At 51.0% G+C, this 14,845-nt stretch carries 21 protein-coding genes and 1 pseudogene; 10 read left to right on the forward strand and 12 right to left on the reverse strand.

Features of this window, described 5'->3' with window-relative positions:
• The first annotated feature begins 199 nt into the window (after window positions 1-199).
• Window positions 200-1,660, forward strand: a complete 1,461-nt coding sequence (locus tag HA45_RS06240; protein WP_100703734.1) for a UbiD family decarboxylase — start codon at window positions 200-202, stop codon at window positions 1,658-1,660.
• A 9-nt stretch (window positions 1,661-1,669) separates the two neighbouring features.
• On the opposite strand, the gene HA45_RS28935 is transcribed toward HA45_RS06240, so the two are convergent.
• Together HA45_RS28935 and HA45_RS28940 are read right to left on the reverse strand one after the other, a co-directional pair.
• Window positions 1,670-2,197, reverse strand: a complete 528-nt coding sequence (locus tag HA45_RS28935; protein WP_366557319.1) for a GlxA family transcriptional regulator — start codon at window positions 2,195-2,197, stop codon at window positions 1,670-1,672.
• Window positions 2,140-2,622, reverse strand: coding sequence for a DJ-1/PfpI family protein (locus HA45_RS28940; RefSeq protein ID WP_366557320.1), 483 nt, complete (start codon window positions 2,620-2,622; stop codon window positions 2,140-2,142). The genes HA45_RS28935 and HA45_RS28940 overlap by 58 nt, the downstream gene beginning before the upstream one ends.
• 116 nt (window positions 2,623-2,738) lie before the next feature.
• On the opposite strand from HA45_RS28940, the gene HA45_RS06250 reads away from it, so the two are divergent.
• Together HA45_RS06250 and HA45_RS06255 are read left to right on the forward strand one after the other, a co-directional pair.
• On the forward strand, window positions 2,739-3,380 hold the full coding sequence (locus HA45_RS06250; protein WP_100703732.1) for an HD domain-containing protein: 642 nt from the start codon (window positions 2,739-2,741) through the stop codon (window positions 3,378-3,380).
• Window positions 3,381-3,807: 427 nt separating this feature from the next.
• Window positions 3,808-4,269, forward strand: coding sequence for a YlaC family protein (locus tag HA45_RS06255; RefSeq protein ID WP_100703731.1), 462 nt, complete (start codon window positions 3,808-3,810; stop codon window positions 4,267-4,269).
• 84 nt (window positions 4,270-4,353) lie between these two features.
• Here HA45_RS06255 and HA45_RS06260 read toward each other — a convergent pair whose 3' ends face one another.
• From HA45_RS06260 to HA45_RS28950, 3 genes and pseudogenes are all read right to left on the reverse strand, one after another.
• Window positions 4,354-5,559, reverse strand: coding sequence for an FAD-dependent oxidoreductase (locus tag HA45_RS06260; protein WP_100703730.1), 1,206 nt, complete (start codon window positions 5,557-5,559; stop codon window positions 4,354-4,356).
• Window positions 5,560-5,677: 118 nt separating this feature from the next.
• The gene (locus HA45_RS28945) at window positions 5,678-6,145 is read right to left on the reverse strand and encodes a helix-turn-helix domain-containing protein (RefSeq protein WP_366557324.1); all 468 of its coding nucleotides are present in this window, start codon (window positions 6,143-6,145) and stop codon (window positions 5,678-5,680) included.
• Window positions 6,143-6,618 (reverse strand): annotated as a pseudogene (locus HA45_RS28950) (AraC family transcriptional regulator); the annotation flags it as partial. The pseudogene HA45_RS28950 and the gene HA45_RS28945, both read right to left, overlap by 3 nt.
• A gap of 107 nt (window positions 6,619-6,725) precedes the next feature.
• Here HA45_RS28950 and HA45_RS06270 point away from each other — a divergent pair.
• Entirely contained in the window at window positions 6,726-7,559 is an 834-nt protein-coding gene (locus HA45_RS06270) for an oxidoreductase (protein WP_100703728.1), read from the forward strand.
• A gap of 46 nt (window positions 7,560-7,605) precedes the next feature.
• Here the strand turns inward: HA45_RS06270 and HA45_RS06275 are convergent, their stop codons facing one another.
• Window positions 7,606-7,932: a helix-turn-helix domain-containing protein gene (locus HA45_RS06275; protein WP_100703727.1), complete on the reverse strand. Its 327-nt coding sequence runs from the start codon at window positions 7,930-7,932 to the stop codon at window positions 7,606-7,608.
• A complete protein-coding gene (locus HA45_RS06280) occupies window positions 7,925-8,308 on the reverse strand; it encodes a type II toxin-antitoxin system RelE/ParE family toxin (RefSeq protein WP_100703726.1) in 384 nt (127 codons plus the stop codon). Before HA45_RS06280 ends, HA45_RS06275 begins: the two co-directional genes overlap by 8 nt.
• Before the next feature lie 279 nt (window positions 8,309-8,587).
• Here HA45_RS06280 and ycgZ point away from each other — a divergent pair, with 279 nt between their 5' ends.
• From ycgZ to HA45_RS06295, 3 genes are all read left to right on the forward strand, one after another.
• Window positions 8,588-8,839 (forward strand): regulatory protein YcgZ, encoded by a 252-nt coding sequence (gene ycgZ / locus HA45_RS06285; protein ID WP_100703725.1) that lies wholly within the window; start codon window positions 8,588-8,590, stop codon window positions 8,837-8,839.
• A gap of 121 nt (window positions 8,840-8,960) precedes the next feature.
• A complete protein-coding gene (locus HA45_RS28010; RefSeq protein WP_244563409.1) occupies window positions 8,961-9,149 on the forward strand; it encodes a hypothetical protein in 189 nt (62 codons plus the stop codon).
• Between the two features lie 444 nt (window positions 9,150-9,593).
• Window positions 9,594-10,130: a cysteine hydrolase family protein gene (locus HA45_RS06295; RefSeq protein WP_100703723.1), complete on the forward strand. Its 537-nt coding sequence runs from the start codon at window positions 9,594-9,596 to the stop codon at window positions 10,128-10,130.
• A 55-nt stretch (window positions 10,131-10,185) separates the two neighbouring features.
• On the opposite strand, the gene HA45_RS06300 is transcribed toward HA45_RS06295, so the two are convergent.
• Together HA45_RS06300 and HA45_RS06305 are read right to left on the reverse strand one after the other, a co-directional pair.
• On the reverse strand, window positions 10,186-10,536 hold the full coding sequence (locus tag HA45_RS06300) for a DUF3147 family protein (protein ID WP_100703722.1): 351 nt from the start codon (window positions 10,534-10,536) through the stop codon (window positions 10,186-10,188).
• Window positions 10,537-10,545: 9 nt separating this feature from the next.
• Window positions 10,546-10,821, reverse strand: a complete 276-nt coding sequence (locus HA45_RS06305) for a metal/formaldehyde-sensitive transcriptional repressor (protein WP_100703721.1) — start codon at window positions 10,819-10,821, stop codon at window positions 10,546-10,548.
• 87 nt (window positions 10,822-10,908) lie between these two features.
• Here HA45_RS06305 and HA45_RS06310 point away from each other — a divergent pair, with 87 nt between their 5' ends.
• On the forward strand, window positions 10,909-11,082 hold the full coding sequence (locus HA45_RS06310; RefSeq protein ID WP_100703720.1) for a DUF1289 domain-containing protein: 174 nt from the start codon (window positions 10,909-10,911) through the stop codon (window positions 11,080-11,082).
• 58 nt (window positions 11,083-11,140) lie between these two features.
• Here HA45_RS06310 and HA45_RS06315 read toward each other — a convergent pair whose 3' ends face one another.
• From HA45_RS06315 to HA45_RS06325, 3 genes are all read right to left on the reverse strand, one after another.
• Complete coding sequence (locus HA45_RS06315) at window positions 11,141-12,004, reverse strand: substrate-binding domain-containing protein (protein ID WP_100703719.1); 864 nt, start codon at window positions 12,002-12,004, stop codon at window positions 11,141-11,143.
• A 116-nt stretch (window positions 12,005-12,120) separates the two neighbouring features.
• Window positions 12,121-12,762, reverse strand: a complete 642-nt coding sequence (locus tag HA45_RS06320) for a LysE family translocator (RefSeq protein ID WP_100703718.1) — start codon at window positions 12,760-12,762, stop codon at window positions 12,121-12,123.
• A gap of 202 nt (window positions 12,763-12,964) precedes the next feature.
• Window positions 12,965-13,318, reverse strand: coding sequence for a DUF1428 domain-containing protein (locus HA45_RS06325; RefSeq protein WP_100703717.1), 354 nt, complete (start codon window positions 13,316-13,318; stop codon window positions 12,965-12,967).
• Window positions 13,319-13,497: 179 nt separating this feature from the next.
• Here HA45_RS06325 and HA45_RS06330 point away from each other — a divergent pair, with 179 nt between their 5' ends.
• The gene (locus tag HA45_RS06330) at window positions 13,498-14,181 is read left to right on the forward strand and encodes a RipA family octameric membrane protein (protein WP_100703716.1); all 684 of its coding nucleotides are present in this window, start codon (window positions 13,498-13,500) and stop codon (window positions 14,179-14,181) included.
• Between the two features lie 99 nt (window positions 14,182-14,280).
• Window positions 14,281-14,808 carry an outer membrane lipoprotein Blc gene (blc, locus tag HA45_RS06335; protein ID WP_100703715.1) on the forward strand — a complete coding sequence of 176 codons (528 nt, stop codon included), beginning with the start codon at window positions 14,281-14,283 and terminating at the stop codon, window positions 14,806-14,808.
• Window positions 14,809-14,845: the final 37 nt, after the last annotated feature.

The raw sequence follows: 14,845 nt of genomic DNA on the forward strand, positions 1-14,845 counted from the left end.
GACGGGCGCAACGGGCGTGCACTTTTGTCTTTTCGGAAACGTCTTACAGTGTACTGAGAGTCGGCCCACTGGGTAACGCCTTTTGTAACCCTCATCAACCATACCCTGTCACGCATTCTCGATCAGTTCGGCCTCGACAACAATGTGACCCAACGTTGGACCGGATCACGTTCCACTACTACGGCTTAAGGAGAGCTTGATGAAATATTACGGGGATTTACGCAGTTTTATTAGCGCGCTCGATGAAATGGGCGACATCATGCATGTGCATCGCGAGGTGGATGGCGATTATGAGCTAAGCGCGATAACGCGTCGCAGTTATGAAATTCAGTCACCGGCACCGCTGTTCCACAAGGTCGCTGGGGTGGCATCCGGTTTTCGTCTGTTTGGCGCACCGGCGGCTTTATCTTCTCGCAGTGAGATGCCTTACGCCCGCGTGGCGATGTCACTGGGTCTGGCACCCGAGTCCACTGGCCCTGAAATCATCGAAGCCCTGTATCAGGCCCGCTTAAAACCTGGCATTCCGCCTGTGCGCGTGGAGTCCGCTCAAGCCGAGTGCCAGCAGAATATTTTACGTGGCGATGACGCCAATCTTGATCGCTTCCCCATTCCTTTCGCCCACGACAAAGACGGCGGCCGCTACGCCAACACCTGGGGCACGCTGATTGTTAAAACGCCCGACGGTAAATGGGTCAACTGGTCGATTGCGCGCGTGATGAAAGTGGATGGCAAGCGCATGGTGGGCTTAATTGTACCCAGCCAGCATATTGGTCAAATCTGGACACAGTGGGTCGCACGCGGTGAGCCAATGCCCTATGCGCTGGTGCAAGGGCCCGCGCCGGCCATTTCCTGCATTTCCGGCATCCCGATTCCCGCTCATGCCGATGAGGCAGATTATATTGGTACGCTGGCGGGCGAGGCGGTTCCGGTGGTGAAAGCCATCAGCCTTGAGCTTGATGTCCCGGCAACGGCAGAAATCGTGATTGAAGGGCACGTGTCGATTGAGCGCGATTGCCAGGAAGGTCCTTACGGCGAATACGGCGGTTATCTCGGTGAGGGTTCATCGGCACAACCTACCTTCCACGTTGAGACCATTACGCATCGCGACGATCCGATTTGGCCGATGTCGATCACCGGTCGTCCTACCGATGAGTCGCATACATTGTGGGCGATGGGCTTAGCGGCAGATGCCCTGACGCATTTGCGCCAGGCTGAAATACCGGTTAAAACCACGTGGATTCCGGAGGATTCAACCGTGCACTGGCTATTGGTGGTGATGCCAGAAAACTGGCGTGAACAGTTGCCGGGCGTCAGTAGCGAAGAGTTGACGCAACGTATCGGTGAAGTGCTGTTTAAAACCGATGCGATGGTGTTTATCCCGAAAGTGTACGTGGTGGATGATGACTTTGATCCTACCCATCTGCGTGAAGTGGTGTGGGCTTTATCCACCCGCGTTCATCCAGTGGGTCGTCGTGCCGTATTTGACGATCAGCGCGTGATTCGCCTGCCACAGTGTTATGACGAAGCGGAGTACGTTGCCGGCAAAGGGGCCAAAGTGGTGTTTGATACCTTGCAGACTCAGCGCCATTTGCACGCCTCGTTCGCGCAGGGTTATCCAGAAGATGTGCGCCAACGCGTACTGGATAATTGGCCTGAATAAGCTTGCAGACTACCGGGTAAACATTTTGCGGTACATCGATGGCGTCATACCGGTAACTTTCACAAATGCCCGGCGTAATACGTCGGCACTGTGATAACCACAGGCAGCAGGGATGGCTTTCAGCGGTAGCGTTCCCTGCTCCAATAAACTGCGCGCATGTTCAATGCGCGCATTCTCCAGCCAACTGCCGGCCTGGACATCCATCTCCTGACGAAACAGTCGTGCCAAATGGCGTGCGCTGATTTGCATATGTGCAGCCATATCGTGCAACCCGTTAATCTGTGCCAGATTAGCCAGTGCCCAGCGCTGCATTTCCTGAAACGTGCTGCGTCCCGCCAGCGAAACTTGCCGCTTACGCGCAAAGTGCCCCTGCGTGACCGGTCGCTGAAAGAACATCACTAAATTGGCCGCAATGTCCTGTGCCAGCTCACGTCCCAGATCCTCTTCCACCAGCCGCAACGCCATATCCAGTCCGGAGGTCACGCCAGCAGCCGTGCGCAATTTACCATCGGCAACATACAGGGCATCCGCTTCCACGTGCGCATCCGGAATCTGCTCGGCCAGCGCCGCAGCACATGCCCAGTGTGTCGTGACTTTTTACCTCGCAATAAACCGGTTTGCGCGAGTAGCAGCGCGCCCGTGCACACCGAACCATAACGCTGGCTTCCCTGGCAAAGTTGGATCACCTGTTCGATTTGCGTCGCGGTTAATGCCAGTTTCATGGCATCAGGCGCACCGGCAATCAGAAAAGTATGTGGCTGATGCTGATCTGCCAACATCATATCCGCCAGCAATCGCACACCGGAGGAACACTGGACGGTGGCTGAATCAAGCGACATCACACGCAAGTGATAGACCGTGCGATTCAGCACCCGATTAGCTTCGGCGAACACATCCAGCGGACCCGATACATCCAGCAACTGTGTGCCCGGCACCGCCAGTAGCGTGATCTGATGATTCATTCTGATCTTACCGTCTGCATTGGTCTAAATGTCCAGATTCATCGTTAAACATCAATTCAAGACATTCTGCGCTCGCGTTAAGCTAATTTCAACTTCACTGAACCGCGAGAAACCTCATGAAATTTTCAATTAACGGCATCAACATTCCCGACAGCCAGATGACGCGCGACGCAACCCACTTTGTACGTGATACAGAATCCGACCTGCTGTTCCATCATTCCAGCCGCGTCTATTACTGGGCTGCACTGGCCGGTCAGCGTCTCAATCTCAATGTGGACAGGGAGTTGTTGTACGTCGGTTGTATGTTCCATGACATCGGCCTGACGCACGAACACTGCAGCTGTGATAAGCGCTTTGAAGTGGATGGTGCCAACGCGGCGCGCGACTTTTTACAAGGTTATGGCGTGCAGCAGGCAGATATCGACAAAGTGTGGACCGCTATTGCCCTGCACACCACACCTGGCATCCCACAATTTATGGCACCGGAAATTGCCCTGGTCACCGCAGGCGTGGAAATGGATGTGTTGGGGATCAACTATGAACAATTCGCCGATGCAGAACGTGAAGCGGTCGTGCAACAGCATCCCCGTCCGGCGCAATTTAAAGAAGAGATCATTCAGGCCTTCTATGACGGCATCAAACATAAACCGGATACCACCTTTGGCAACGTCAAAGCAGACGTTATTGCCGATAAACAGCCCACGTTCTCACCGCTGAATTTTTGCAGTGTGATTCGGCAGTCACGTTGGGTGAGTTAAGGGAAAAGGCACGGCTTATGTGGCAAACAGATAATTAATATTTATATATATCTGCCGCCTGCCAGACGATAAACGTCACGGCAGCCGGGAAAATCGCTCTTTCTTGCCGCTTCGCTGAGCATTTGTAAACATCAGAATAACATTGCCGTCACAAATATAACGTTTATCAAATCAGCAAAATTAAATCATCGAACATTTTCTGTACCGCGTCACTATCGTTGCTACTATAGTGACGCAACACACAGCAATGCGTTGCCTACGAGAATTTTTTCCTTGGTTTAATTACCCCGCCCGCTTAGCGGGCTTCTTTTTGTCCATTTTTGACGCCAACAAACGCACAACTCGCACGCGATCAGAATAGACCCGGAGTTTATCTGGTAGACTCGCGCGGGCGATGAATGGATAAGGGAACGAATGAGGTGACAGCATGAACCATCAACTGGATGAGCAATTACAAACCGAACTGGACAGGATCAACGGAGCAGAGAAGCGTAACGACCGTCCTTACTTTGATATCTCGTTTATTAAAAATTACCCCGGTTTGTTTAGCCTGATGTGGATCCTGTTTGCCTTGACCATGACGCTGCTGATGTACTCAGACTCTTTTGGCACCATCGAGTATGTTGTTTGCATTCTTATCTTTGCCGTGTGTAATTTCTTCTTCTTTTTCCACGTTAACCCTTCCTACCGGGCTAAAGATATTGATAAAGGCGCGTGGAAAAACTGTTACACCGGCGACTGGTACATGGAAGTCCATGTGCGTGAGGGGTTTATTGATAGTTTAATGGACGGCAATGTACTGACGGACAGTGAGAAAAACCGCTTAGCCGAGATGCGTGCTAAGAAGGGATATCTCTATTTTGCAGATATTTATCGTTTAAGACATTAGACCTTGGTAGCGCGGATTAACGTCAACGCGCTACACATCAAAGGCGTGCATAAACTTCGTTATCGAGTCAGTCTTTCTTTTCTGCTAATCCATATACCTCGGCCGCTCAGTTCTAAAACCTAAGCCAATCAATCTGCCAAAAAGATGGCGCAGGAAGGGAAAGCGGCCAATCATTTGTGGCACTTTGCTGGGTGTGGTGCGTTTACGTTTGTTGCTGCTCATTTTGATTTGCAGGAATTGCGTGGCAACCGTTGGAAACTGTCGGCGCTGCTGGACCTTTTGCAAATCACGCAGAGTGACATGACCTTTTTTCAATGGCGGGATGAGGTAATTAGCTGCGGCGACAGCATCCTGAATCGCCAGGTTAACGCCTACGCCGCCAATGGGTGACATCGCATGTGCGGCATCGCCGATGCATAGCACGCCGGGCTTCATCCAGTGATCGAGTCGGTCAATACGAATCGACAACAGCTTCAATTTGTCCCACGCATCCAGCTCCGCCATGCGCGTCGCGCTGAACGGGGCCACTTGCGCCATGCTGTGCTTTAACGCATCCAATCCGGCCAATTTCAGTTCATCCCATTGACCTTTCTGAATGGTATAACCGCACTGCCAGTAATCACCACGATCGATGACAATGAAATTTTGCTTCGGTCCTTTGTGTCCCATGCCCCATTCAGGATCATCAGCGACTTTATCGAGGCGAAACCACAGCACATCGCGCGGTGCACCAAAACTTTTGCCCCGTAATCCGGCCTTAGTGCGGACTTGCGAATGACGCCCATCAGCGCCGATCACCAGTGAAGTACGGATGGTCAGTGACTCGTTACCCTGTAACGTCTTCACCCCTGCCACGACATCCTTTTCATACAGTAAATCGTCGAACGCGGTGGATTGCAGCAACGTGAAGCCTGTAAACGCAGCCGCTTTTCGGGCGAGAAAATTGAGGAAATCCCACTGTGGCATAAAGGCGATAAAACGGCACTGAACTGGCAGTCGGGAAAAATCGGCCATAGTGACCTCTTGCCCAGCCACCTCAGCCTGCAACTTTTCGGCGCGCTGATGTGGCAACGTCAATAATTCATCCAAAAGACCCAAGTGGCGCATGATTTCCAGCGTTGAGGGATGAATGGTATCGCCTCGAAAGTCACGTAAGAAGTCAGGGTGCTTTTCAATCACCACCACGCTTAATCCTGCTCGGGCCAGTAAGTAACCGAGCATAAGTCCTGCTGGCCCACCACCGACAATACAACAGTCGGCGGTGAGCTGTTTTCCCTCTGTAGTCTGCATCCTGACCTCAGCACTAATCAATAGATGATAATCGTTATCATTTATAGCATGCAGCGGGCCATATCGCGTGAGAATTTATCTCATATGCGCACTCAGGCGTTTGGGCTGGATGACAGCCTTAATGGGAGGAAATAAAGACTGACGCGGGCTGTGCCGGCGGCACGGCGAAATTACGTTGCATGCGTTTAATCTCTTCCGCTGGCGGTAGCCCAAACAGGCGTTTGAATTCACGGTTAAACTGCGATGCGCTTTCATACCCTACCGAATGGCTCGCCGCTGCCGCCGTCATCCCCTGGCGCACCATTAACATTCGCGCCTGATGCAGCCGTACCGATTTCACATACTGCATCGGCGACTGCTGGGTGATGGTTTTAAAATGAGCGCTGAAGGTCGGGATGCTCATTCCTGCCGATCCTGCCAACTGCGTTAACGTTAAGGCCTGCGCGTAATCTGCATGAATGAGACGCAACGCTTTACCCACTTTGCCGAACTGTCCCTGCAAAGTCAGTGCCGCTCGTAATGCCTCTCCTTGCGCGCTGGTCAACACGCGATAATAAAGCTCGCGCACCAATGCCGGACCAAGCATCACCGCATCAAGCGGATGATTGAGCACCGTCAGAAAACGCAGCACCACCTCCCGCAGCGTGGTATCCATTGGGCTGGACATCATGCTTTGCGCCGCGCTAACTTGCAGCGGCACGTCCTGCTGTTCCAGCTCCAGCAGCAGTTGTGTCGCCAGGCTGAAATCAAGATGCATGTAAATTGCCAGCAATGGATGTTCTGCGGTCGCCGTGGTTTCCATGGTAAATGGCACCGGAACGGAAACCGCCAGATAGTGCTGCTCATCATAGAGATAGATTTGATCGCCAAAAATCCGCGTTTGCTGCCCTGACACACAATCACAATGCCGGGATCGTAAAGCACTGGTGTTCGCGCTAACGGCCGATCGGACCGCAATATGCGGACGTCGGGCAGCGCCGTCAGATTGTATCCTTCCTGCGGTGCCAGCGTTTTCAGCCGCTGCACCATGAGTTCCTGAACATCACTTTGGGTCATCATGCAATCCCCAGATCATAAGATTAGGCAATAAATGCAGCAGAAAGGGTCTTATTGCCTCCACCTGACAATAATAATATGCATCCTCCCCCTATTTTTGGAGAACAGCAATGTCGAGTATGAAAACCCTAATGATCACCGGAGTAAGTAGCGGATTTGGCCGCGCGCTGGCGCAAGAAGCATTGGCAAAGGGTTATCGTGTCATTGGTACCGTGCGCAACACTGAAGCCAGGGTGGCTTTTGAAAATTTGCATCCCCAACTCGCCTTGGCATACCTGCTTGATGTCACTAATTTCCCTGCTATTGATGAAGTTATTAGCGATATTGAAGCAAATGTTGCACCAATTGATGTACTGGTGAATAACGCCGGGTATGGGCACGAAGGCATCATGGAAGAGTCGTCATTGGAGGAGATGCGCCACCAGTTCGACGTCAATGTGTTCGGCGCGGTTGCTATGATCAAAGCCGTCTTACCTCACATGCGCAAACGGCGTGCTGGGCGCATTCTCAATATCACTTCAATGGGCGGATTTATCACCCTGCCCGGCATCAGCTATTACTGCGGCAGTAAGTTCGCGTTGGAGGGGATCTCTGAAACTCTCAGTCAGGAGTTGGCGCCATTTAATATTCGCGTCACCGCTATAGCGCCGGGCTCGTTTCGCACCGATTGGGCAGGACGCTCAATGCAGCGTAGTGCACGCAGCATCGCGGATTACGATGCATTGTTTGATCCGATTCGTCAGGCACGAGAAGAGAAAAGTGGCAAACAGCTGGGCGATCCACAAAATGCCGCGCGCGCCATGCTTGAAGTCATCGAGAGTGAAAATCCACCCGCGCATTTGCTACTCGGCAGCGATGCACTGAAGCTGGTGAAAGATAAGCTCGCCAGCTTTAGTGCAGAGATTGATGCGTGGGAAAAGTTAACCCGTTCGACGGACGGTTAAACGTCTCAGATGGTTTAGTCCGAGGGGATCGCTATCAGGTCCCTTTTCAAAACAGAATATCGAGACCTTTACGCTCAATAATATTCAGCAACCGCAGTGCTGCACCGTTGGGTTTTTTTTCATCACGCTCCCACTTAACGATCGTGGCAACAGACATACCCACATAAGCCGCCAACATTGCCTGGCTCAACCCGAAACGTTCTCGTAATACCTTAATCGCCTCGCCAGACATCATTTGCATCACTGGCAGCGCCGCCCGGAGTTCGCGCAATCTAGCACGTGAATCAATTTTCTCTTTTAACTCATCGGAAACAACGCCAATTTCATTGAAATCATTAGCAATTTCCTGGATATCTTTTAGATGATTAACCATCACATTTCACCTCTCGCATTTTCCCGAATCGGATAGCTAGTCTTACTTGCTCAGATGTCATGCTAAACATCTGTTTAGCGAGTTGTTTATAAAGCTGAAGATCAGACTCAGAAATCTCTCTGCCAGCGTGCCTAACTGCTGATTTTGCATATCCATTGACGAAATAAAGATGACTATCCATTTTGAATGCCACGATTGCCCTGGCACCGCCACTTTTACCTGCGTCTAAGCGAATCCTCTTCTTGTAAACGCCCCCGCCAAAATTTGCTTCGTAAACACCAGACATGATTTCCAGCGCAGCAACACACAGCTTAGCGTCATCTATATTGTCCACTTTTGTATTTCTATCGAATGGCTTTAATACATAAATAGCCATAAGGCCTCCCTATTATGTTTCGACCAGGACTGTCCGTGTCCTCATATGAAAACCTATAGTACCCAGTACAATAGCTGCTCTCAATATTAATTATTTCGTTTAATAAAATCATCAAGGCAAGTCAAAGAGTTAAGTATTTACTTAAGAAGTGCGAAACTAAAATAAGCACTTTTTGCAAAAACAGGCCCGCTAATGTTTCGCATATTCCTGTACAGCCTATTCAATTTTGTATAACTTTAGCGGGCCTTGTGCTCATAAGTTAACCTGGAGGATGGAACCATGCGTCAGGATCGAAACCTTTCGAAAGCTACGGATGCCATTGAACGCTACTTCAACAAAGCCTCTCTGCCTTCACAGCAGGAAACACTGGGGCAAGTCGTGGTTGAGATTCTGCGGTCTGGCCGTTTACTGAGTCGTAAGACACTGTGTACTAAACTGATTTGCAGGCTGGAACAGGCCAAAAGCAAGGAAGAAGAACTACACTATCAACAGTTAATTGGACTGATGTTTACCTCGGAGCAGGAATCCTGAAACCCTTCGTTGCCGATCTGACATCGAACCAAGTGGCTTCCGCCTCATAAGTTTTAATGACATAAGACTGAATCCACTTTGTTATCTGTCGCAGGTCTGCCGCGATAACCAGAGAGTGCGTATGTACAGAAGTGAAGAAGAACGTCTTGCGGATATCGTCCTGGGCGATGCCGTACTACAACTGCTGCATAAAGCGGGGCCGGTGAATAACAATGCCTTGCTGGATAAGCTTCGTGCCATGGCATCGATGGAGTTCAATCCCACTCGCCAAAAAAGCTTTGCGACGCGCCATGGCAGAAGTCATGAATAATATGCAGTCCAAAAACAGTGACAGCGTGGCATTGAAGGATACTGATAACGTCACGCATATTTTTCGCAATCGTGATAACACGGGCAAAGATACACAGCATTAATCACGGGGCCATTCGGCCCCGTTCTTCCTTCTCCGCTCAGTCACCAACATTCACATGTCCCCGCGCGCGATAACACCTTTTTACATTCCCGGCTTTTACACTTTCCTGTCCATAACCTGCTGGATTATAGGAATTGATGTGTTAACGTTGGGCTTCATTTGTAATTTGTTGCGAGTTGCTTATGTTCGGGTTTATGACGTCCACCACAGAGACTACCACCACCGCATTAGGCGGCGGCGTGCGTGCATCTGTAGCGATAACCTAAACCTGCAGATGACTCGCCCCGCCCATCACTGGACGGGGATAATCTCCGTTCATGGCACTGTGAAAGGAGACACACCATGCAATCCCCAGGTAAAAAAGCGCTGTTGATTATCGATATGCAGCACGGGCTATTTTTTGCGCCTCAGCAACCGTTCGCAGCTGAAATCACGCTGGCCAACGTCAATATCTTGATTGAACACGCGCGTGGCAAAAATATACCCATTTTTGCCGCACGTCATACCGGGCCAGAAGGCTCTCCCTTCGCTGAAAACAGCCCATTGACCCAGTTGATTCCGCAAATGGCAATAAATGCCGAACGGGATGCCATGTTTGTTAAGCGATATCCCAACTGTTTTCGCGACACTACGCTGCTGGCATCGCTGCAACAGGCTGGCATTGAGGAATTGGTGATCGTGGGGATGAAAACAGAATTTTGCGTGGATACCACTTGTCGCGCGGCGGCAGATTTAGGATTTAGAGTAACGCTGATTAGCGATGCGCATACCACCGTGGATAACGGGCAGATCAGTGCTCAGCAGATCATTGCCCATCATAACCAAACCCTGGCCGGCCCGTTCGTGCAATTGGCAACCGCTGCCGATTACCCATTTTAAATAATGTGGCACGGCGCGATCGGCCGTGCCACATTATTACTGCACATCAGGAAACTCACATCAGGGCGATACCAAAGCGTTTGAGCAGTGTTGCCCAAAGGATAAACAACACGATGGTTAATAAACAACTCGCCACCAGCGTCGGCCAGAATCCCCAGCGTTGATAAAGAAAGGGAAAGGCGACAAACATGGGCAGTGTGGGGACGACATACCAAAAGGTGTACCACGCGTGGCTGGCGATTTTCGCCTGACTTTGCCCTTCAAGCTTCATCCAGATTAGCACCAACACCGTCACTAAAGGCAGGGCAGCAATCAGTCCCCCGAGACGATCGCTGCGTTTAGCCACTTCAGAAATCAACACCACCATACCCGCCGTAATGGCGTACTTCGCAATCAGCCACAGCATCGTTCGCTCCTATTTCAGATATGAACGGATAACGCTGACGATCTCTTCGAGATCCTGACTGCGTTCCGCTGGCGTGGCGGATTCATTCATCAAATGTTCTTTGATATGGCCTTCAAGCAGTTCAGCCATTAATCCGTTTACCGCACCGCGCACTGCGGCTACCTGTTGCAATACTTTTAGACACTCTTCACCCGATTCCAATGCCGTCTCCAGCGAGGCAGCCTGCCCTTTGATGCGTCGCACGCGGGTGAGCAGGCTTTTCTGATGCTTCAGCGTATGGCCCATTGTTAGCTCCCGTTGATCTTTATGTATACTGGGGTATAGTATATTCATCTCAATTCAATGTCACAATTTTCCAGTAGCGTTCTCTCTATGACCAACAAATCACCTTGTATTGATGTCTGTATTTTTGAAGGTAAAAATGGCTGGTGCCGTGCCTGCGGCCGTACGCGCAAGGAAGCCCAGGAGTGGCGCAAAATGTCGCCCTATCACCGGAAAGCGATTGAGCGCGCACTAAAAGATCGGATAGCAACGTTGCAGGTGTAGCATTCACGTGATTACAGGGAGGTATCAGGGTGCCCGTTTAGCCAGCACCCTGAATAATTTAATGACGGATAGCGCACCCGCATTGTGTCATCTCACCCGGCACATGTTTACCGAGATGCGAGTGACGTACCTGCAGTTCGCCTTGCTGCCAGGCGTTACTCTCATCGATACGCTTTTCAAGAAGACGGGTCAATGCTTCGGCCACCAGCAAATCCCGCCGCAAGGCCCAGGTGGTGAGATGCCAGGTTGAAGCGCGCGCTTCATCGACATCGTCAAAACCCACGACCGCGACATGTGCGCCTTGACCAAAATCGCGCACGGCCTGCAATGCACCAAACGCCAACACATCGCTCTCACACAGCAGCGCATTGATGCGTTCCGCCGCACGGGTTTTCTTCAGATACGCCATCATCGCCTGATAAGCAAGCTCACGATCGTTTGCACCCGCAGCAAGGTGAACTCTCAGTTCTTTGTGTTCCGCTTCCAGGCTCGACACCACACCTGCCAGCTGTCGTGCAGGCGTCGCGTTCTCTTGCCCCTGCATAAAGCCAAAGCGCTGATGCCCTTGCGCTAGCAACAGTAACCCCATCTCAGCACCGGCATCGAAACTATCAGCTATCACCACGTTGGCACTGGCATCACGCCCTGGACTTAAATGCACCGTTGCTACATTGGGTAATATGTCCGCAGCGGTGTGCAATTCATCGTCGTAAAGTGAGGCGAGAAATATCAGCCCCGCCATCGGCAAAGGCGCGGCATGGCGTAACGCAGATTGATAGCTTTCGCGTGAATCCACATTTATTAACAGCGTGACCAAACCGCGCGCATTTAACTGCCGCGTGACTTCGTTCAGCATTGTGACGGTATTCGGATTGGTCAATTCATCGCTGACGATACCGATGATGTTGGGGTTAACTGCCATGGCTGAACTCTCCTGCAACTTAGCGTGCGGTAATTATTTTGTAGGTAACGTTAGGCATTTCACGTTACCCGAATAATCCGCCAGCGCCAATCACCGAACAGGCCGCTTCAATTATTTTAACGCCTGGTCATGGCCAGACGGATTCCCAAACCAATGAAGTTTATGCCAACGATACGATCCAGCATCTTCTGTAGCGTGGCATTGCGTGATACCGCACTTGCCGCACCGCCGGCCAACAGCGCAAAAGCCACATCAGTGATCAATCCAATGACAGCATACGTCAAGCCCAAAAGCAGAAATGAACTTGCGTGATGTTCACCCGTTACCACGACAAATTGCGGGAAGAATGAAATGAAAAACAGCAGTACCTTGGGATTTGTTATTGAGGTAATGAATCCACGGACTAACAGACTCCGTGTATTGGTGCGTGGGGCGTCAATGTTATCGCAGCTTTCAGGCTTTTTAGCGATGAAAGTATCCCATATCATTTTGCTGCCCAAATAAACCAGATAAGCAGCACCGACATATTTAATCACGGTAAATAATGCAGGTGAGGCGGTAATCAATGCGGTCAGGCCAATTGCACTGGCCAGTGCATGAGTACAACTACCAAGCGCCACACCGCTAGCTGATATCACTCCGCTTCGGCGCCCATTCGCCATGCTTTGCCCGACAACATAAGCAAGATCGGGCCCTGGCGTAATACACAAGAGGAATACAGAAGCGAGAAACAGAGGGAAATGAATGATATCCAGCATACTAACTCCTTGTCGATATGGAATTTGATTGTATCGCGCAGCGCTTAAAGATCCATGATTATCGAGAGAGACATTCGCAGAGTATTTCGCATCACAGCGGGTTTGTTGCTGATCATCGTAATAAACCAGCGGCGCAATAATTTTGCGCCGCTATAGGCGAGGATAATGGGCTGGATTGCGACTATTCAGACCATTAGCACTTTCACAATTCCAGCAGCACCGAAAAGCCACCGTAAATCATTCGCTTGCCATCGAACGGCATATTCTCGCCCATTTCTTTCATACGCGGATCGGCCATCATTTTCTGATTGGCGGCATCGCGGACCTCGCGCGAGGGGTATTCAATCCAGCTGAACACCACCGTTTCGCCCTCTTCTGCTTTAACCGACAGATAAAAATCCGTGAGCTTTCCTTCAGGCACATCGTCCGCCCAGCACTCGACAATACGGGTGGCGCCAAACTCTTTAAACAGCGGCGCCGCTTTCGCCGCCATCGCGCGATAATCCTCCTTATTGACTTCGGGAACCGCGACAACAAAACCATCTACGTACGACATAGGCTATTCCTCCGTCGTGTTGTTTACGGCCGACTCTGACCGCAAAATAAAGTGTACAAATAACACACAAACCTTGAGCGAAAGCTCGCCTGAAACTGCGTGGTGACTCGCAGATTCCTTTCTCCGTCATAATTTGCGTTACACTGTGGGTCCACGATAGTTACGCCATCAGGATAGTTATGCGCATTACCATTGATGCGGCCGATCAGCCGTTTATTTATCGTCTGCTGGGTGAAGAGATTGAGCAGATTGACACTCACGCCGGTGACACACGTTTACAGCAAGCCCTTGCTACCGCTCGCCAGCAGAAAAATCATGAAGCGGAGCTGGATTGGAAACGCAATGCGGTGTTTCTGGTGCTGTTTATCTTTCTCTATGCCGTATTAGGCGCGTCCCTGACACTGGATCTCACGGCACAAGTGCCGAGCCATAAAAGTCTGGTTTACGCTCTTGAAGCCGTTCCGGTGCTGATCGCCTTTTCTGGCCTGTTTGTGTCGTTATTGTTCCTGTTTTTTACCCGCAGCAGCGCGCGTCGCCTGCGCAGTTGGGATCAGGGCATCTTCGTGCTGGAGAAATATACCGGGGCTAATCTCTTTCAGCAGATTAACGAGATGGGTGCTCGCACCACCAACTATTCACAGTCCGCCATTAACGTTGCCCTGGCGCTGTTTATTTGTGTGACCTGGGTGGTGATGTACAACTACTTTACCTTCACCACCAGCGGCGTCATTGGCAGCGTAATCTCGCTGTTTATTACCACCATGACCTATGTGATTCTCGATATTCAGTTATTGAAATCGGGCACCTCTATTGCGATTGATGAGCCGCTGGTCCCGGCTGATGAAGAAAAAGATAAAAAATAACGGCCTCTATCTGGCGGCCTGCAGGCCGCCTCGATTCCTATTGCCTATAATGATTGCCACGCATTTCCTTCACGGATCAGGACTGATTAAGGAGTTGTCATGAAGTTATGGCCCATCGCCGCACTCGCCGCGTTATCGTTGACGCTTGTGGCGTGTAAATCCCCCACGCCACCGAAAGGCGTCACCCCCATCCGCCCCTTTGATGCCAGCCGCTATTTAGGTAAATGGTATGAGGTTGCCCGACTCGACCACCGCTTTGAACGCGGTAAAGATCACGTCACCGCCACCTATGCGAAACGGAGCGATGGCGGCATTGGCGTAATCAATCGTGGATACGACCCGGTGAAAAAAGAGTGGAGTGAAAGCGAAGGGAAAGCCTATTTCACCGGGCAAACGGACACCGCAGCGCTTAAGGTTTCGTTCTTTGGTCCCTTTTATGGTGGCTACAACGTCATCGCGTTAGATGATGCGTACCAGTATGCGCTGGTAAGCGGCCCCAATCGCGGTTATCTGTGGATTTTATCGCGCCAGCCCACTATCCCGGATGATGTCAAGCAGCACTATGTTGCTGTCGCCAAACAGCTAGGATTTGCGGTGGATAAGCTGATATGGGTTGATCAACGTTAAAAGGGTTTAAACGGTGGGCCTAATATTTGGCATTAGG

This window comes from Pantoea rodasii (assembly GCF_002095465.1).
Classification (GTDB): domain Bacteria; phylum Pseudomonadota; class Gammaproteobacteria; order Enterobacterales; family Enterobacteriaceae; genus Pantoea; species Pantoea rodasii.